This window comes from Hymenobacter tenuis, from assembly GCF_054780495.1.
The window spans coordinates 400385-418791 of record NZ_BAAGWF010000004.1; the positions used below are offsets into that span (position 1 = coordinate 400385).

18 protein-coding genes are annotated in these 18407 nt (G+C 57.0%); 10 read left to right on the forward strand and 8 right to left on the reverse strand.

The window, feature by feature from the left end; all coding sequences use genetic code 11:
* Positions 1 to 131 precede the first annotated feature (131 nt).
* From ACYVGU_RS15170 to ytxJ, 4 genes are all read left to right on the forward strand, one after another.
* Positions 132 to 2111, forward strand: coding sequence for an alpha-ketoacid dehydrogenase subunit alpha/beta (locus tag ACYVGU_RS15170; RefSeq protein WP_460622751.1), 1980 nt, complete (start codon positions 132 to 134; stop codon positions 2109 to 2111).
* An 85-nt stretch (positions 2112 to 2196) separates the two neighbouring features.
* Positions 2197 to 2514: a hypothetical protein gene (locus tag ACYVGU_RS15175; protein ID WP_460613471.1), complete on the forward strand. Its 318-nt coding sequence runs from the start codon at positions 2197 to 2199 to the stop codon at positions 2512 to 2514.
* Between the two features lie 97 nt (positions 2515 to 2611).
* Positions 2612 to 2947 (forward strand): hypothetical protein, encoded by a 336-nt coding sequence (locus ACYVGU_RS15180; RefSeq protein WP_460622752.1) that lies wholly within the window; start codon positions 2612 to 2614, stop codon positions 2945 to 2947.
* Between the two features lie 18 nt (positions 2948 to 2965).
* The gene (ytxJ, locus tag ACYVGU_RS15185) at positions 2966 to 3307 is read left to right on the forward strand and encodes a thioredoxin family protein (RefSeq protein ID WP_460613473.1); all 342 of its coding nucleotides are present in this window, start codon (positions 2966 to 2968) and stop codon (positions 3305 to 3307) included.
* A gap of 77 nt (positions 3308 to 3384) precedes the next feature.
* Here ytxJ and ACYVGU_RS15190 read toward each other — a convergent pair whose 3' ends face one another.
* Positions 3385 to 3789 (reverse strand): OsmC family protein, encoded by a 405-nt coding sequence (locus ACYVGU_RS15190; protein ID WP_460613474.1) that lies wholly within the window; start codon positions 3787 to 3789, stop codon positions 3385 to 3387.
* 114 nt (positions 3790 to 3903) lie between these two features.
* On the opposite strand from ACYVGU_RS15190, the gene ACYVGU_RS15195 reads away from it, so the two are divergent.
* A complete protein-coding gene (locus ACYVGU_RS15195) occupies positions 3904 to 4701 on the forward strand; it encodes a hypothetical protein (protein ID WP_460613476.1) in 798 nt (265 codons plus the stop codon).
* A gap of 148 nt (positions 4702 to 4849) precedes the next feature.
* Positions 4850 to 5752 carry a lipoyl synthase gene (gene lipA / locus ACYVGU_RS15200; RefSeq protein WP_460614306.1) on the forward strand — a complete coding sequence of 301 codons (903 nt, stop codon included), beginning with the start codon at positions 4850 to 4852 and terminating at the stop codon, positions 5750 to 5752.
* Positions 5753 to 5887: 135 nt separating this feature from the next.
* Here the strand turns inward: lipA and ACYVGU_RS15205 are convergent, their stop codons facing one another.
* On the reverse strand, positions 5888 to 6499 hold the full coding sequence (locus ACYVGU_RS15205; protein ID WP_460622753.1) for a DUF4136 domain-containing protein: 612 nt from the start codon (positions 6497 to 6499) through the stop codon (positions 5888 to 5890).
* A 217-nt stretch (positions 6500 to 6716) separates the two neighbouring features.
* Between ACYVGU_RS15205 and ACYVGU_RS15210 the strand changes: the two genes are divergently transcribed.
* Complete coding sequence (locus ACYVGU_RS15210) at positions 6717 to 7010, forward strand: SH3 domain-containing protein (RefSeq protein ID WP_460613479.1); 294 nt, start codon at positions 6717 to 6719, stop codon at positions 7008 to 7010.
* Positions 7011 to 7123: 113 nt separating this feature from the next.
* On the opposite strand, the gene gcvP is transcribed toward ACYVGU_RS15210, so the two are convergent.
* A complete protein-coding gene (gene gcvP, locus ACYVGU_RS15215) occupies positions 7124 to 10039 on the reverse strand; it encodes an aminomethyl-transferring glycine dehydrogenase (RefSeq protein ID WP_460622754.1) in 2916 nt (971 codons plus the stop codon).
* A 203-nt stretch (positions 10040 to 10242) separates the two neighbouring features.
* On the opposite strand from gcvP, the gene ACYVGU_RS15220 reads away from it, so the two are divergent.
* On the forward strand, positions 10243 to 11460 hold the full coding sequence (locus ACYVGU_RS15220; RefSeq protein WP_460622755.1) for an NAD(P)-dependent oxidoreductase: 1218 nt from the start codon (positions 10243 to 10245) through the stop codon (positions 11458 to 11460).
* A gap of 142 nt (positions 11461 to 11602) precedes the next feature.
* On the opposite strand, the gene ACYVGU_RS15225 is transcribed toward ACYVGU_RS15220, so the two are convergent.
* From ACYVGU_RS15225 to ACYVGU_RS15235, 3 genes are all read right to left on the reverse strand, one after another.
* On the reverse strand, positions 11603 to 12430 hold the full coding sequence (locus ACYVGU_RS15225; protein WP_460613484.1) for a DUF1206 domain-containing protein: 828 nt from the start codon (positions 12428 to 12430) through the stop codon (positions 11603 to 11605).
* A gap of 46 nt (positions 12431 to 12476) precedes the next feature.
* Positions 12477 to 13061, reverse strand: coding sequence for a hypothetical protein (locus ACYVGU_RS15230; RefSeq protein WP_460613485.1), 585 nt, complete (start codon positions 13059 to 13061; stop codon positions 12477 to 12479).
* Between the two features lie 128 nt (positions 13062 to 13189).
* Entirely contained in the window at positions 13190 to 13408 is a 219-nt protein-coding gene (locus ACYVGU_RS15235) for a CsbD family protein (protein ID WP_460613486.1), read from the reverse strand.
* A gap of 237 nt (positions 13409 to 13645) precedes the next feature.
* Here ACYVGU_RS15235 and ACYVGU_RS15240 point away from each other — a divergent pair, with 237 nt between their 5' ends.
* Positions 13646 to 15181, forward strand: a complete 1536-nt coding sequence (locus ACYVGU_RS15240) for a hypothetical protein (protein ID WP_460622756.1) — start codon at positions 13646 to 13648, stop codon at positions 15179 to 15181.
* A gap of 97 nt (positions 15182 to 15278) precedes the next feature.
* On the opposite strand, the gene ACYVGU_RS15245 is transcribed toward ACYVGU_RS15240, so the two are convergent.
* Positions 15279 to 15605, reverse strand: coding sequence for a hypothetical protein (locus ACYVGU_RS15245; protein WP_460622757.1), 327 nt, complete (start codon positions 15603 to 15605; stop codon positions 15279 to 15281).
* A 201-nt stretch (positions 15606 to 15806) separates the two neighbouring features.
* Between ACYVGU_RS15245 and ACYVGU_RS15250 the strand changes: the two genes are divergently transcribed.
* On the forward strand, positions 15807 to 16223 hold the full coding sequence (locus ACYVGU_RS15250) for a DUF6799 domain-containing protein (protein WP_460622758.1): 417 nt from the start codon (positions 15807 to 15809) through the stop codon (positions 16221 to 16223).
* A 59-nt stretch (positions 16224 to 16282) separates the two neighbouring features.
* On the opposite strand, the gene ACYVGU_RS15255 is transcribed toward ACYVGU_RS15250, so the two are convergent.
* Positions 16283 to 18295: a WG repeat-containing protein gene (locus ACYVGU_RS15255; RefSeq protein ID WP_460622759.1), complete on the reverse strand. Its 2013-nt coding sequence runs from the start codon at positions 18293 to 18295 to the stop codon at positions 16283 to 16285.
* Positions 18296 to 18407: the final 112 nt, after the last annotated feature.

Consider the following 18407-nt stretch of genomic DNA (forward strand, 5'->3'; position numbering starts at 1 on the left):
TAGATAGGGAGGAAATCAGTCCCGAAGATAGAGGCAGGTGGGCGGGTTATTCCATAATGTGAGGCTAGTAATTTTCCTTTCCGCCAAACCCGTACTTTTGGCCCCACCCACTACCCATCTCGCTTTCCACTATGCACTTCGACCGCAAGGACTACTCCAACGAAACGCTTCTACACTTGTACCACGGCTTGCTGAAGCCGCGCATGATTGAAGAAAAAATGCTGATTCTGCTGCGCCAAGGCAAAGTAAGCAAGTGGTTTTCGGGTATTGGGCAAGAAGCCATTTCGGTGGGCAGCACCTTGGCCCTGGAGCCCGACGAGTACATTTTGCCCCTGCACCGCAACCTGGGCGTTTTCACGGGCCGCAATATCCCCCTGGACCGCCTCTTTGCGCAGTGGCAAGGCAAAACCACTGGGTTCACGAAGGGCCGCGACCGGTCGTTCCACTTTGGCACCAACGAGCACCACATTGTGGGCATGATCTCGCACCTCGGGCCCCAGTTGGCCGTTGCTGGTGGCATTGCCCTCGCGGATAAGCTCGACGACAAGCCGAAAGTAACCATCACGTACAGCGGCGACGGCGGCGCATCTGAAGGTGACTTCCACGAGGCCCTGAATGTGGCTGCCGTGTGGGAGCTGCCCGTCATCTTCATCATCGAAAACAACGGCTACGGCCTGAGCACGCCCAGCAACGAGCAGTTCCGGTTTCGCTACTTTGTAGATAAGGGCCCGGCCTATGGCATGGAAGCTGTGCAGGTAGATGGCAACAACGTGCTGGAAGTGTATGATACTGTGCGCCGCCTAGCCGAAGATTTGCGCCAGAACCCGCGCCCCGTACTGCTGGAGGCTCTCACGTTCCGGATGCGCGGCCACGAGGAAGCAAGCGGCACCAAGTACGTGCCCCAGGAGCTGTTTGAAGAGTGGGCGAAGAAGGACCCAGTTGAAAACTACGAGAAGTGGCTGCTGCAGGAAGGAATTCTGGATGAAGAGGCCCGCATGCGCTACCGCGAAACCATCAAGCGGGAAATTGAGGAAGGCCTGCGTATTGCCGATGCTACCCCCATGCCCACGGCCGATGCCCGGCAGGAACTGGCCGACATGTACCAGCCCTTTGAAGCTCCCAACCAAGCCCCGCCCGCCGATGCTGCCACCACCGACCGGCGCTACGTCGATGCCATTTCCGATGGTCTGCGCCAGAGCATGGAGCGCTACCCCGAGCTAGTGCTCATGGGCCAGGATATTGCCGATTACGGTGGGGTGTTCAAGATTACGGATGGCTTCGTAAAGCAGTTTGGCAAGGGCCGGGTGCGCAACACGCCGCTCTGCGAGTCGGCTATTGTGGGCGCTAGCCTGGGCCTGAGCATCAAAGGCAAAAAAGCCATGGTGGAGATGCAGTTCGCTGATTTCGTGACCTGTGGCTTCAACCAGATTGTGAATAACCTAGCCAAAAGCCATTACCGCTGGGGCCAGAACGCCGATGTAGTAGTGCGCATGCCCACCGGCGCCGGTACTGCCGCCGGGCCGTTCCACTCCCAAAGCAACGAAGCCTGGTTTACTCACACACCCGGCCTGAAAGTAGTGTTCCCGAGCAACCCCATTGATGCCAAAGGCCTGCTGTGCGCTGCCATTGAGGATCCTAACCCGGTGATGTTCTTTGAGCACAAATTGCTCTACCGCAGCATCTCAGCTCCGGTGCCCGATGCCTACTATACCACGCCCATCGGCAAAGCAGCCTTGGTGCGCCAAGGCAATGAGATGAGCATTATTACTTACGGCGCCGGCGTGCATTGGGCCACGGCTCTGGCCGACGAAATCGGGCTTTCCGCGGATATCCTTGACCTGCGCACCTTGCTGCCCTGGGATGAGGAAGCCGTACGCCGCACGGTGGAGAAAAACGGCCGCGTGATCATTCTGCACGAAGACACGCTGCTAGGTGGCTTGGGCGGTGAACTTGCCGCCTGGATTGCGGAGCATTGCTTCCAGCACCTCGATGCGCCCGTGCACCGCGTGGCTTCTCTGGATACGGCCGTGCCCTTTGCGCCTCCGCTGGAAAAGGTCTTCCTGCCCCAGCAGCGCCTGCGCGAAACCGTAGCAAAACTGCGCAATTACTAGCCTCGCCTGAGCAAGTGAGGTAGGAGCTGCCGAATTCCGTATTTTGCAGCTTCTGTCTCTTTGGCAAAAGCTGATTACTCTGAAAATGAAGGTTTTTACTGCAGCCAGCCGGCGCTTTTCTTTACTTGTACTGGCGGCTCTGCTCTTGCTTACGGCTCCGGCCTGCCACAGCTACCGTATTCCTAACCCGAAAGGCCCCCCGCAGCCTAAGGTAAAGAAGGCCCGGAACCCCGATAACCAAGCCGCTGACGGCCGGGCTCTGGAGGTGGAAAAGGAGGCCGTAAAAACCGAGAAAAATAGCTACGACAAGCAAGGGCTTCTGAAAAAGCCCAAATACGAGCGCCGCAAGCTGAAGCGGAAGGTAGGACAACGCAAATTCCTGGGAATTGTCCTGCCTTTTTAGCGGTAATTTAAGCTGCGAACACCCGGTAACACGTACACTGTCTGGTTAGTACGTTGCTTCTACAACTCTCATTCCCTACGCATACTTCTCCCCTCCGATGCGCTACTTACTACTTGGTACGTTCGTGCTGGCTGCCTTCGTAAGCACCGAAGCCCATGCTCAGCTAGAGTCTACTAGTCCGGCTCAACAACGCGCCGCCAAGCGCCGGGCTCTGCGCGAATCAGCGCAGTACAAGGCCGAGTACAAAGAGTCGCATCTGAATGTGACGAAGCAGGAGCTTACCCCGCTGGCCGGTGGCCGGCAGGCCGCCGTGAAACCTACGGCTGAGCGAGCTAGTTATAAGTTTGACCGCACCGGTCTTCCGCGTGTGAGCGAACCATCGCGCATTAGTTTTCGTCTTCGGAAGAAGAAAGACGTTAGTCTCGAAAAGTAATTCACTTGACCTTCCCCTATGACTCCTTGGCAACCATTAACCCAATCAGAGCAGCTTACTGACATCGTACGCGAATCGTTCGAGCAGCCAGTGCTTATTTTCAAGCACAGCACTACCTGCTCCATCAGTGCCGCTGCGAAAAGCAAAATCGAGCGCCAGTGGGACGATGCCAGCCTGAGCGGCACCAAGGTCTACTACCTCGATTTGCTGCGCTTCCGGCCGATTTCTAATGAAATTGCTGAGAAGTTTGGCATCCGGCATGAGTCGCCTCAGCTGTTGCTTATCCAGAACGGAGAGTGCAACTACGACGCCTCGCACATGAGCATCCGGCTGAATGAAATTAAAGAAGTAATTGGCTAAAACAGGTTCAGGCGCCAAGCGGGGATAGTAAATGCTACTACCCCCGCTTGGCGCCTGAACCTGTTTTAGGTGTCTTTCTACTCGTATAGGAACTGAACCTGCTGTTTTATTTCAGGGTTCAGGCTTAAGGCTACTGGGCAGGTGCGGGCCGCGTTTTCCAGAATGCTCCGCTCTTTTTCTGTTAAGGTAGCCGGCAGCCGGAACGTAACGTCAATCTGGCCGATGCGCCGGGGCTCAGCCACCATATGCTTGGTGGTGTCCCAGCTTACGCCGGTCAGGTCAAGGCCTTGGCGCTCTGCCACGATGCCCATAATGGTCATCATGCAGGACCCAAGCGATGCACTTACCAGGTCAGTGGGGGAAAACGCTTCGCCCCGACCATGGTTATCTACGGGAGCATCGGTGAGGATAGTATTGCCGGACGCTACATGGGTAGCTTCGGTGCGCAGATGGCCGGCGTAGCGGGCGGTGGCTGTGCTCATTGAAAAGTTAAATTAGGCAGTTGTATGCGGGTAAATTTACGTACTTTCGATAGGGTTAGCCGTGATTCGCGACCTAGTCCTGACTTTTCTTTTCGCCCTTTCCATTCCCGTCCTGTGCGTACCTCACGTGTCATTGGCAACGGCCTGCTGCTGGCTTTTCTGGGCGCTGCTCCGGCGGCGTGGGCCCAGCAAACCCAGGCTACTTCATCCAGCAACGAGGAGCCCTCTTACCGGAAGGAGCTAACCTACGGGGTGAACTTTAATACCAGAGGTGGTCTGATTGGGGGCGCTTCGGTGCGCTCCACTAGGGTTCTGAACCAGGACTGGGCCCGATTTTGGGGCATTGAGGTCGTAGAAATCAAACACCCGAAAGAACAGAAGTTCGGCACCCGCTTTGGTGGGTCTTTCGTGTATGGCAAAAGCAATTATTTGTTTGCCGTTCGCCCTTCGGTGGGCTTGCAGCGCGTAATTTTCCGCAAAGCGCCGGAGTCAGGGGTGCAGGTAAATGCCATACTGGGCGCGGGCCCTACCATTGGCCTGCTAATGCCCTACTATATCAGCTACGAGTATGGCAGCGGCCAACCCGGACCAGGCGGCTCTCCTAGTGATGTGCGCAATGAGCAGTACGACCCCGCGGTGCATCGGGCCCAAGACTTAATTCTGGATCGGGCTCCGCTTTTTTCGGGGGCTAGCGAGACCAAACCCATCCTGGGAGCACATTTGCGCGGGGCCCTTGGCTTTGAGTACGGCCGCTACCGCGACGCCGTAGCGGGAGTGGAAGTGGGCTTCGTGCTCGAGGCATATGCCAAAGACCCGGTCATCATCAGGGTGGACCAGATACCCGACAAAGATTTGAACGACCAGTTTATGCCCTCAGTGTACCTGACGCTGTACCTGGGTAGTCGTAATTAAATAATACAAAAAACGGCCCCTGCAGCGTTGCTGCTGGGGCCGTGCGCTTTTGGTGCGTGTGCTACGAAACCACTAGGGGGGCGGAATTGTCTTAGAAGCTGACTACCCGCAACCTATTCCCCCTTACCTTTGCAACATGGACGAACTGTTGCTGACCCTGCCCATCATTCAGCCCGTGGCGGCTGCCCCAGCGGCACCTGCCAAAGCGCGTAAGCCCGACTGGCTGCGCGTGAAGCTGCCCGTGGGCCCTGCCTACGCCAACGTCCGCCGCTTGGTGGATGAACATAAACTGCATACCATCTGTGAAAGCGGAAATTGCCCGAATATGGGTGAGTGCTGGGGTGCCGGCACCGCTACCTTCATGATTCTGGGGAACGTGTGCACCCGTTCCTGCTCGTTTTGTGCCGTGGCTACCGGCCGCCCCACCGAGTATGACCTCGACGAGCCCCGCCGGGTGGCTGAAGCCATCCAGCTGATGGGCGTCAAGCACGCCGTGCTTACCTCTGTAAACCGCGACGAGTTGAAAGACCGGGGCGCCAGTGTGTGGTACGAAACCGTGGTGCAAACCAAGCAGCTCAGCCCTACTACCACCATCGAAACCCTAATTCCGGATGTGAAAGCAAACTGGGACGCCTTGGCAACCATGATTGCTGGCGGCCAAGAGGTGGTTTCGCACAACATGGAAACGGTGGGCAGCCTCTACCGCCTCGTGCGCCCGCAAGCCAAGTACGACCGAAGCCTGGAGCAAATCCGCCGCACCAAGGAAGCCGGCAAACGCACGAAGTCGGGCATTATGCTGGGCCTTGGCGAAAAGCAGGACGAGATGTACAAGGCCATGGACGACTTGGTCGAGAATGGCCTCGATATCCTGACGCTAGGTCAGTATTTGCAGCCAACTAAGCGCCACGTAGAGGTTGCGGAATTCATTCACCCCGATCTGTTTGCGCATTACAAGGAAGAAGGACTAAAGCGCGGCCTAAAGTACGTGGAAAGTGGCCCCTTGGTCCGCTCCAGCTACCACGCAGAGCGCCACGTGAACGTGCCCATTTAGCAGACTCTACATACGATAGTAAAGTCACTAACAACAAGGCCTAGCCCTCATACCGGGGCTAGGCCTTGTTGTTGGGTAAAGCCAAAAAAGCCTGCTCCAGGGAGCAGGCTTTTGGGTTTGGCTATCAGAGAGGACCTAGCGACGCGCCTGCTGATCCTGAGGCGGGAAGGTGCCTAAGATGCTTGTCACGATGCGCTGCACTTCCTGTTCGGAAATCGTCTGCTGATCTACTTGAGCCTGGCCTTGGCCGCGCCAGGCCAGCTCTTTGCGGTTAGCATCCACGAAATCGAGGATAACGGTACCGGCTTTGTAATCAGTGATGGGCTGCTGGCCAAAGCCTCCCCGGCCATACCAGCCGCCATAGTACCCATAAGGGTAGCCGTACGGGCCATAGTAGCCGGTGTTGCTGCGCTGCTTGTCTTCCACGCGGGCGCTGTAAGCCACGTACACATCGGGATTTTTTTCTACCCGCGACAGGCCTTTCTGGGCAAGCTGCTGCTCTACGGCCGTGCGGATGCGCTTATCCAGAAACGACTCGTAGCCTTTGGCCGGGCCGCCTTCGGTATCAGTGGGCTGCTGCGGATACCAGGCCCAGGTTTTGTAAGCGCGGAAGTTTACGGAATGATCGAAGTCGGAGGTAACCCCCACGCGCGACGTGCTGGCACAGCCACTAGCACCCAGCAAAAGCGTAAGCCCGAGCACCGACAGCGTCAGGGGGCGGGCCAGAAATTTGGGAATGCGGTTCATATATGAGAAAGTAGCAGTAAAAATGAAAGCCGAGATGGAGCAGGCATGGCCCGTTTCCACTTCTGGTCTGCACTCTAAACAGTTGCAGCAGGGTGGGCGTTCCCGGTAAAATGCTCTGCTAGCATAATATTTCCCTAAAGAATATATCTGGGAAAATTCCTTTTCGTCTTAAAATGTCTCTATCTTTTGCAGCGCTAATTCCTTCTCGCATTGCTACATGAAAAAACTTTTACTTTGCCTCAGCAGCCTCACGTTACTAGCTTCCTGCAGTGCGTCCAAAGATGAAGCCCGCAGTAACCGGACTAACACTACTCCGGTGGCCCATAACACCGTGGTGGAGTGTGTGCTCTACGATGGGATGACCAAACAATCACAACAGCTTACCACCGTTACCTCAGGCAATGAGGTGCAGGTATTAGATACGGTAGATGCGTATTTCGTGAAAGTGCGGGTAACCGCCGATGGCAAGACCCATAACGGCTACATGTATCGTAACTGCTTCGGTAAGTAAGCTGAAGCTTGCTTATCATCGAGTGGTTTACTAGCTCTCATTCTTGCTTAAACACAAAAAAGCCCTGGCTGCGAGCAGCCAGGGCTTTTTTATGGTTGGTCCCTTCTGATACCCTAGTACGAAGGACCTTTGTCGGTTTCTACCAACTTCTCTTCGGCGTCCGCATATTGCTCGAGCGGGGTGCAGGAGCAAATCAGGTTACGGTCGCCGTACGCAGAGTCGATACGGGATACGGCCGGCCAGAACTTGTACGCGCGGGCCCACTCGGTTGGGTACACGGCTTCCTCGCGGGTGTAGGGGCGGGTCCATTCGTGCGTGAGCACGGTAGCAGCCGTGTGGGGCGCGTGCTTCAGCACGTTCTCCTTGGCATCGGCCCGGCCCTCTTCCACTGCCGCAATTTCCTTCCGGATGCTGATCATGGCCTCAATGAAGCGGTCCAACTCTTCCTTGCTCTCCGACTCCGTAGGCTCTACCATCAGCGTGCCCGCCACTGGGAACGATACGGTAGGTGCGTGGAAGCCGTAGTCCATCAGGCGCTTGGCAATGTCTTCTACCTCAATGCCCGCCTTTTTAAACTGCCGGCAGTCTAAAATCATTTCGTGGGCACAGCGGCCATTAGCGCCCGTGTATAGCACCGGGTAGTGCTCCTCCAAACGGGCCTTGATGTAGTTGGCGTTTAGGATAGCTATGCGGGTCGCCTCTGTCAGTCCTTCACCGCCCATCATGTTGATGTAGGCATAAGAAATGGGCAGAATGCTGGCGGAGCCCCACGGAGCCGAGGTAACAGCACCGGCGGTGCGGCCATTGGCATCTACCAGCACGTGGCCGGAGAGGTAAGGAGCCAGGTCAGCTACTACCCCAATGGGGCCTACGCCGGGTCCGCCACCGCCATGCGGAATGCAGAACGTTTTGTGCAGGTTCAGGTGGCATACATCGGCGCCAATGGTAGCCGGCGAGGTGAGGCCTACCTGCGCGTTCATGTTCGCGCCATCCATGTACACCCGACCACCGTGCTCGTGAATTGTCTGGCAGATATCAATGATAGTTTCCTCGTACACGCCGTGCGTGCTCGGGTAGGTCACCATCAGGCAGCTCAGCTTATCGGCATACTGCGCGGCTTTGGCTTTCAGATCGGCTACGTCGATGTTGCCTTCCTCGGTGCTCTTTACCACGACTACCTGCATACCGGCCATAACAGCGGAAGCGGGGTTGGTGCCGTGGGCCGAGGCCGGAATAAGGGCCACGTTGCGGTGCTGGTCGCCGCGGGCATCATGGTAGCCTTTGATGGCCAGCAGGCCCGCATACTCGCCCTGAGCACCAGAGTTGGGCTGTAGGCTTACGGCATCAAAGCCGGTTACCTCACACAACCACTTCTCCAGGTCCTGGAAGATTTGGGTGTAGCCAGCGGCCTGCTCGCGCGGAGCGAAGGGGTGCAGGCCTCCAATTTCAGGCCACGTCACCGGAATCATCTCGGCGGTAGCGTTCAGCTTCATGGTGCACGAGCCCAACGAAATCATGGAGTGAGCCAAGCTCAGGTCCTTATTTTCGAGCTGCTTCATGTAGCGCAGCATCTCGTGCTCTGAGTGGTGCGAATTGAAGATGGGGTGCGTGAGGTACTCGCTGGTCCGGATCAGGCTTGCGGGCCAGTTTACGGATACTTCAGCGGGCAGCGCTACTACCTTGGCTTCTTTGCCCAGCACTTTGCTGAACACCGACACGATGTCCTGTACATCCTCGATTTCGGTGTTCTGGTTTAGCGAGATGCCTACCTGATTTTCGCCAAAATAGCGGAAGTTAATACCCGCAGCCTCCGCTTCCTGCCGGATGGCATTTTGCAACTCAGCGCTTTCCAGCTGAATAGCCAGCGTATCGAAATAGAACTCGTTGGTTTGCTCTAGGCCCAAGCTCGTGAGAGTTCCGGCCAATGTTTGGGCTAGGGCGTGCACGTTGGATGCAAACTGGCGGATGCGCTGCGGTCCGTGGTACACGGCATACATGCCCGCCAACACCGACAGCAACACCTGCGCCGTGCAGATATTGGAAGTGGCTTTTTCGCGGCGGATGTGCTGCTCGCGGGTTTGCAGGGCCATGCGGTAGGCTTTGTTGCCAGCCGCGTCAATGCTCTGGCCAATGATACGGCCCGGAATTACGCGCTTGAACGCATCTTTGGTAGCTAGGAAGCCCGCGTGCGGTCCGCCGTAGCCCATTGGTACCCCAAAGCGCTGGGAGTTACCTACCACGGCATCGGCACCCATTTCGCCGGGAGGCGTGAGCAGCGTCAGGGACAGCAAATCAGCCGCCACGGTCACGAACAGGTTGTTGTCGTGGGCTTTCGAAATGAAGTCGGTGTAGTCGTACACGGCGCCGTCGGCGGCAGGATATTGCAGAATAGCGCCGAATAGGGTCTCATCTGCTAGATCTACCGTGCGGTGGTCGCCTACTACCAGTTCAATGCCGAGAGGTGTGGCGCGGGTGCGAAGTACGTCAATGGTTTGGGGCAGCACCTGCTCCGAAACGAAGTAGCGGGTAGCATTCTTCTTCTTGGAGAGCGAGTGGAACATGTGCAGCGTTTCGGCGGCGGCAGTTCCTTCATCAAGTAGGCTGGCGTTGGCAATTTCTAGGCCCGTGAGGTCAATTATCATGGTCTGATAATTAATCAACGCTTCGAGGCGGCCCTGGGCAATTTCGGCCTGGTAGGGCGTATAGGCAGTGTACCAGCCTGGGTTTTCCAGAATGTTGCGCTGGATTACGGCGGGCAGCTGGGTATCATGATAGCCCAGGCCGATGTAGTTTTTAAATAGCTTATTCTGGCCGGCAATCTTCTTGAATTTCGCCAAAAAAGCCCGCTCCGTGAGGGCTGCGGGCAGGTTCAGCGGCTTCTTCAGGCGAATAGCGGCCGGCACAGTTTCGTCGATGAGCTGGTCAATCGACTCCACACCAATGGTGCGCAGCATCTCGGCCACAGCAGCATCGTCGGGCCCATTGTGGCGGTCCACGAACACATCGGCGGGCTTGGTTTTCAGCAACATAAAAGAAGGGGTGAGGGTGGCAACGGATTAGGCCCTAGGCGGAGCCCTTACAAAGGTAGCGTGAAATGGCTTCACGCTTAAGCCCCAAAACCGGCAAAAGTTTTGGCTTGTTCCAACTTGCGCTACCGATATGGGTAGCAGGGCTTTCCAGCTTAAATATTTTGCCCAGATTTGGGGCAGATTCCCACCCACCACTACCGCATATGCCACTCATCACAATTGGCCTGATCCGCGAAGGAAAAACCCCGCCTGACAAGCGCGTACCGCTCACACCCAAAAAGTGCACCGAAGCCGAAGCGCGTTTCCCGGGCTTGAAGATTGTGGTGCAGGAAAGCCCGATCCGCTGCTTTTCTGACCAGGAATACCGCGGCCTGGCTATTGAGGTGCGGCCTGAGGTAGCCGATTGCGACATCCTGATGGGCGTGAAGGAAGTGCCCGTTGCCCAGCTCATACCGAATAAAACCTACTTGTTTTTCTCGCACACCGTGAAAAAGCAGCCGGCTAACCGGGAGCTGCTGCGCCAGGTGCTGGCCAAGAATATCACCCTCATCGACTACGAACTGCTCACGGACCGCGACGGCGGGGAGCGGATTGTAGCCTTTGGGCGCTGGGCCGGCATAGTAGGCGCCTACAATGGCCTGCTGACCTACGGGCGCAAACACGGCCTGTATGAGCTGAAGCCGGCCTACCAATGCCTGGATATGGAAGACATGCAGGAAGAGTTTTTCAAGGTAAAGAAGTTGCCGCCCATTAAGATGGTAGTAACAGGATCCGGAAGGGTAGCACAGGGCGCCGTGGAAGTGCTCGACCGTATGGGCATCCGGCGGGTGAGCGTGTACGATTATCTCTACCACGACTTTAACGAGCCAGTGTACACCCAGCTGCGCAGCTCCGACTACAACCGTCGCCGCGACGGGCGCGTGTGGGATACCACCGACTTTCACCGCAACCCACAGGAGTACGAATCAACGTTCCAGAACTTTCTGCCAGTTACGAACTTGCTGATTGCCTGCGCGTACTGGCATCCGGCCGCGCCTAAGCTGTTCACGGAAGAAGACACCTGCCGGGCGCACTTCCGCATTGATACTATTGCCGATGTGACCTGTGACGTAGATGGCTCCATCCCGACGACCAAGCGCAGTAGCAGCATCCAGGAGCCCGCTTTTGACTATAACTGCCAGACCGGACAGCTGGAACCGGCCTATTCGCGGCCAGGCAACATCACGGTGATGGCCGTGGATAACCTGCCCTGCGAGCTGCCCCGCAACGCCAGCCGCGACTTTGGCCGCCAGCTCATCGATAACGTATTACCCCACCTCATGCACGAAGGCGGCCCCGATGATATAATTGAGCGCGCTACCATAGCCCGCAACGGCCAACTCACGCCTCGCTACCAGTATCTGGCTGATTACGTTGCGTAACGGCTAGCTACTTTACTAGGTGCCGTTTTCTCCAAAACCGACAAGGCCGTTCCTGAAAGCAGGAACGGCCTTGTCGGTTTTGGAGAGGCTAGTGATTTTACTAGGTGGTTTCTAGTCGTAAACCTTCTGGAAACAAAGCTACTCAGATGCGCAGCACGGGATAGCGCGCCTGTACCAGCATATATACCCCGTAGGCCATCAGGCCCAGGGCTACAATGCCCAGCACAGCGGGACCCATGGTAGCTAGCAAATCGAAGGCGTCGTCAGTGGTGCCAACCTGGCGGGCACTCGATTGGCGACCGGCTTGCACAAAGAAGTAGCCAATAATGGCCATCACAATCCCGCGGGCCGTGTAGCCTACCTGGCCGGTGCGATACACAATGTTTTGCTGGTTGGCGGGCAGGTCGCTGGCGTTTACGTGTTTCTGAAATTTGCCCGAGTACGCCCGGTAAATCTGGTAGATGCCGCTGCCAATAATAATCAGGCCCACGAGGATGATAATCCACTCGCCGCCGGGCCAGCCCAGCACTTTAGCCGTGAGGGTTTGCTGACCGTTTGAGCTGCTGTTGGCCGAGCCGTTCATGGCCAGCTGCGCCGCGTACCAAGCCAGGCTGGCATACAGCAAGCCGCTGCCAATGTAGCCCAGGCGGCGCCCAATGCCTTTAGCGCCCGAGCCTTTGCTTTCGGTGTCCATGAAGGCTTGCGTGAAGCGCCAGATGATGTAGCCAAGTAAACCGAACGCAATCAGGCCTAGCAAAACCGAGCCGCCGGGCAGCTCCTGCAGCGTTTGTACGGCCTGCTTTTTGTCGGCTGTTTGGCCACCTTGCTGGCCCGTAGCCGCTAGTAGTGCCAAAATACCAACCAGCAAATACACAACGCCCTTTGCCGCAAAGCCAAAGCGGGCCAGCGCCCTGATACCCGACGAGGGGGAGGAAGGAACGGCCGATAAAACGGTGTTAGAAACAGACATGATGCACAGGGTTAAGTAAGGAACTACTCCCCATACGATGAATGCCTTATGCAGGGTTGAGTTGGCGGGAAGGAGAGCGCGCCAACAGGCCGGGCGGCTGGTACACGCAGGCACCCGCCCGCAGCAGCGCAGCATTCTGCGGCAAATTGAGCGTTACCAACGGCTTACCCAGTGCCGGCTCACTTTGCAGCAGCCGCTCTAAGTTGCCGCCCGGGCTCACATAAGGAATAAAAAACCGGTCGGCCAGGTCCGCAATCAGCAGGTTGCGGATTTCGGCGGTTTCTGGCGTGATGCTGTGCACCTCCGGCTCAAAAGGTGACAGAAACAACAGTCGCCCCAGCCGGATGTCGCGCTCATATTCCATCAGCAACGATGGCTGCATACCCCGGGCCAGAGCATACACAATGGGCTGCTGAAAATCGCGGCGCAGAAACCGGAAAACAGACTGCTCTAGCCGCGAATGAAACCCAGAAAGCACACAATAGCCCAACTGCCGTTGTTCCATAGCCCACAAGTACGTGATGCGCTCAATGCTGGGCGGGTACTCACGGGAACAGAAAAAAGCAGTTTTAGGCAGCCGTAGTAAGGCTGTATTCCCCACCGCACGCAATTCCTCAACCGGGGTTTTCATACATGTTGCTGATGACTAAAGTTATAAAAAATATTGAATGGTGTATATGTTGTTAGCTACTAGCTTGTTATAAACGCAACAAAGCCCGACACTAATTAGTGTCGGGCTTTGCTTATTTGTACAGCTACTTAAAACGTGCGCTGAAACCAGTGCTTAATGTCATCAATTGTTTCGCCAGTTTTATGCTGCAAACGGCCAAACCATTCATCCTGCGTGCCTTCCTGATAGTCCAGGTCGTCGTCGGTGAGGTTGCCCCACTTCTGTTTAGCCTTTCCTTTTACTTCATTCCAGTTGCCGCGGGCCCGCAGTTCGGTAGCATCATCGATGCCGTTATTATTAGCGTCCATAAGGGTGTCAGATTAGAGTGGAAATGGTAGGCTGTGTACGGCTGTGCTTACAGAGGAGTTGCGTGGCCCACTTGCCCACCGTTTGCCATACCAGGTTTGCGCCTATACTATACCTAGTAAATAAGGTCAAGATGCTGTAGTATAAGGTGTTAATAAGTAAAATGTATTGTTGAACAATAGGAAAAACTATGGCCCACATTCAGTATCATTGACACATATTTTCAGCTACTTATGAGAATGGATGATTTAAGAACTACGCTAGCTACTTTTTCACCCGATGACCGGAAAGAATTCCGGCAGTTTATTCAGCGCCAGCGCCGTAAGCAGAAAGGGCGGATGGACTTGAATCTCTGCGACTTGCTGCTACAGCCGAAGGAATACAACACCGAGGAATTATTACGAAAGCTTTATCCGGAAGAGGCCAATGCCGTGGCGTATTATGCCCTGCGCAAGCGCCTTATGCGCCACCTCACCGATTACTTGTTGCTGCGCCAACGCCAGCAAGACCCCACGGCCGCTTCCTCAGTGCGGGGGCTGCTCACGCTGGCGCAGTATCTGTTTGATGCTGGTGTGCCGCGGCTGGCCTGGAGCACGTTGCGCAAAGCTGAAAAGCTGGCGTGCCAGAACGAACAGTATGAACTACTTAATACGGTTTACAACCTCCAGATTGCACAGGCCAACAGCAAGTACGGCGATGACTTGGCCGACATCATTCGGCGCCGGAACCTGAATAAGAAGTATGCCGATGAGGAAGAGCGGGCCAACATTGCCGACAGCCTAATTCGGCAGCGCCTGCGCGAAGCCCGCGTAAAAGGCCGGGCCGGCGAGTCGTTTGATGTGATTCTGCAGGATGTGCTGCGCGAGTATGACTTGCAGGAAGCCTTTGCCCGGCGCCCGGCTCTGCTCCACCGCCTCATGTCCATTGCCCGGGCCGCCATGCTCGTGCGCCGCGACTACCTCTCGTTCACGCCCTTTGTGATGCGCTGCTACCACCTCATGGAGAAGCGCCACGGCTTCCTGCCGGCCCACCGTGAGGCCCAAACGGGGCTGCTGTACATGATTGCGCATGCCCTATACCGCACTCGGCGCTTCCGCGAGTCGGTGGAGTACTTGGAGCGGCTCCGGGCAGTGTTGGATGCCGGCCCACGGTTGCACGCCGCCACGCTGCTACCGCGCTATACGTTTCTGCTAGCCGCCAACTACGCCTTTTTGCGCCGTAACCCGGAAAGCATTCGGCTGCTGGAAGACATTCTGCGCACGTCCCTGTCTCCGCGCGACCAACTCACGGCCCGGTTGGGCCTAGGCTTCCACTACTTCGCCGAAGGGCAGTTCCAAAAAACCAACCAAACCCTCATGGCCATTGGCCGCTCCGACCACTGGTGCGAGCAGGAAATGGGGGTAGAGTGGGTGCTGAACCGGAATATGGGCGAGATGCTCACGCAGCTGGAACTCGGCAACCCCGACTTGGCCTTCAATCGCCTGCGGGCCATTGAGCGGCTGATTAAGGAACGCTTCGGGGCTGATGGGGGTGGGTACTCGGCGGTACTGTACTACCTGCAACTCGTCCGCGACATCACCGAGAACCCAGCCATTGTAGGTACCACCGCTTTTGCTGCTAGGGCTGCCCGCATCCCGGCCTTTGTGCCTTTAGAGAAGGAAGATTTGCAGGCACTGAGCTTCTACAGTTGGCTTCAGGCGCGCATTAAGGGCCGGCCCTACTACGAGGTGCTGCTGGAACTGGCCGGTGCTACGGAACCCATTTTAGTTGCTTAAACACTAGCCCCTGCTTGGCCCTAAAGTGCCCGAGAAGACCACAAAAAAGCCCGCGCTAGCAGTAGCGCGGGCTTTTTTATATGCAGGCAGTATATCCTTAGTTATTCTGAGCAGCGTTGATTTCTGCTCTGGCGTCGCCGGCTGCTTCCTTGGTTTCGGCTTTCACCTCGTTGGCTGCCTCTTTGGTTTCGGCGGCCGTTTTATCAGCAGCATTTTCTACGGCCTGGCCCGCGTTATCAACGGCATTTTCGGTGGTATTAGCGGCGTTGGTAGCCTCGGCAGCGGCAGCATCACCTGCATTTTCGGCAGCAGCCTCCGTGTTATCGGCGGCAGCCTCTGCATTCTGCTGGCCTTCTTGAGTGCAGGAGGTAGCAGCAAATGAAATAGCAACGGCAGCAAGCAGGGTTTTGAACAGCGTTTTCATGGAGCAGATATATGGTTGAAGGATTGAGAGAAGCACAACAGCTGGCGTTGTACCTAGCTTAATATCAACTGCCTCGGAAAGTAACCCACTAGCCCGTAGCAAGAGCCGAAGCCTGCCTGCCAGGCCTTGGCTAACTCTCAGCTGCTACCTTCGTAGTAGGGCCAAACCGTAGCGTTAGTGGCCGGTTTTTACTGCTTTCAGATGATGGTTCGGGTTTGCCTTTTTGGGGTTTTGCTGCTGAGTGCGGCGGTTAAGGTGCAAGCGCAGGCCAACGATGGGTTTCAGCGCCGTGACGGTAGCATGTATACGGTGCGCAACGGAGAGGCGCGCCCCCTTACCCGCGACGTACGCCTGCCTAATGGGCGCCTCATCACCCGCGACGGATTTGTGGTAAGCCGTGACGGCCAGCGCACCGAGCTTAAGGATGGACAAGGCTGCTCGTTGCTCGGCGAACCCGTGGCCATCAGCAAACAGGCCGATGGCCGCTTGCTACTAGGTGCCCATTCTTCTGTAACCCCCGCCGGTGCTGCTCAGAATGCGTGGGGGCAGCGGTGGAAAGGCCGCGGCAAAGGCAAGGGGCACGGAAAAAACAAGTGGAAACGCAAGCACGACGATTAAGCGGCAATGGCTCCGCCTAGTGTGTTCACGCGGCTAGGCTGCTTTGTAAGCCCAACCCCTTACTCAGTAATTTCCTGCCCATCACGGCCGATGTAAAAGCGGCGGCCTTGCTGCACTACCTGAGCACGGCCTTGCGCATCAAAGTCGGTGGCGCTAGTATAGCGGCTGAAAGGAGCAATTCCTTCGGTGGTATCGGCTAGGTACTCGGGGCGGATAAAGGTGAAATACCCATCGGTTTTCACCCGGGCCAGTTCCTGATCGAAGGAGTAGGCTTCCTGAAATACAACGGGTGCAGCGGCGGACTCCTCGGGGCCCGTGATGTAGTGCCAGCCCCGGTAGTCGAGTACTGCCGCGTAGCCCTCGGCAAAGTCGCGGGCAGCATAATAGAAGGCCCCAAATTCTTCGCCTTTTTCATCCAGAAAGGTATACAGCCGACCTACGCGGGCCCTGGCATAGGGGCCACTGAACGGAAATAGGGCATCGTAGGCAGGCGCGATAACTTCTTCGCCTTCATCATCCAGAAACCCGAAAACTCCATCCCGCTCCGCCACGGCGCGGTGCTCCCGAAACTCCCCGATACTGGTGTAACGGGCCTCGGCTAGGGTATCGCCATCAGAGGCGAGCAGGCCGTACTGGCCGTTTTGCTGAAAAGCAAGGGGCACGTCATGGCTACCGCATCTGCTAACCCCAACCACGGCTAAAACGGCTACTACCCCGGCCCCAGCTAAGTAAGTAGCATTGCGCGGCTGGCTCCGGATTCGGCTCGCGAATGACCCTAGGCGGGCACCCGCATGCCGCAAGGCTGGGCGCAACCGTTCTAGGCCCGCCAGCAACTGTTGGCGGGCCTCTGCCGGCCGGCCAAACTGCACCTGTTTTGCAGATGCCGGTGCGGATGTTTTTTCAGTGGCTGGTGTGCTGGCTGGCGAAGTACCGCTGGTAGCCGACGGGGTAGTAACGGCCGGCGGAATGGCGGTGCTACCCAGCGCAGGTATGGGTGGGGCGGAGGAAAGGCGCTGAATCAGGTTTTCCAGCTGCTGAATTTTGCTGCCTAGCTCCTGGTTCCGGTTGGCCAGCTCCGCGCGGTACGCCTGAATGGAGTTTTCCAGCGCCATCTTCTCCTGTTTTTCGGCCGCGAGCTGGGCTTGCAGATGGGGCGCATCGGGCGCTACCGGAGCCGCGGCGAGTTGCTGCTGCAGGTTGGCTATGCGCTGCTCTCGCTCCGTTTCGCGCGCCTGCATGGCCCGGAGTTGCTGGCTGATATCGGCCTGCAAGCTGGTGCGCAAGTGCTCTAACTCCTGCTTTTCCTGACTGCGGGCTTCCAGATCTACTTCGTAACCGCTGGTGCGCCTGTCAACCTCATCTATATCTTCGGCACCCAACCACCGCCATAGCTTGCCGGCCTTTTGCCGCAAGGCTGCCCCGGCATCCGGGTTCGTTCGGGTAGTTTCCTCTGAGGCAGAGGGTAGGGGCGGCAAGTCGGCTAACGGCAGGTTTAGGCTGTGAGCCAAGTGGTGGTAGTCGGCCGCCGTAAGGTCGATTTCAGGGGTAGCAAGTTGGGTAAGGCGACGGGTGAAGCGGGTTGGGTCGGGGAGTAAATGAAAGGTAGCGGCAGCTGGTACCGCGGCCATCTGGGCCTCCACGGAGGCGCTGAACCGTACCGGCGCGCTGAACAGCGTCAGGCCAGTAATAAACTGAAGGTTAGCGGCTTCGGGTGGTAGATGCGGCGCAAGCCAGGCGGCCAGTGCCGTGCGCTGCTGTTCGAAGCGAGCGTAGGGGTTAAGGGCGTTGTCGGGCAGCTCCAGTGGGGCGCCATCCAGCAGCCACGTGCCGGTACGCAACTCCGGAATGTGCAGCTCGCCACCGCCGGGCAGCAGTTGTAGCAGCGTAATGCTGCGTGGCCGCAATACTACTGCATCCACTGGTTGAATTGCCGGGTCGGTTGAGGGCGATATGTTGCCTAGCAGCAGTGTATCCGGCGCCCCGGTTTCGGCCCGCAGCGCAGCCGTTACGGCTTCAAATTGCTGCTGACGGGTACGTGAGGAAAAAGGAGCAGCTAAGTAGGTATGCAACATAAACACGCGGCAGGGCCGCAACTTTTCGGCCAGAAGTAAGCGCCGGGGTTGTACGAGGGTTATCGGCCGGAGGTAGGCCAACTTTTCCGCGCCGGGGCAAGTATAGCCTGAT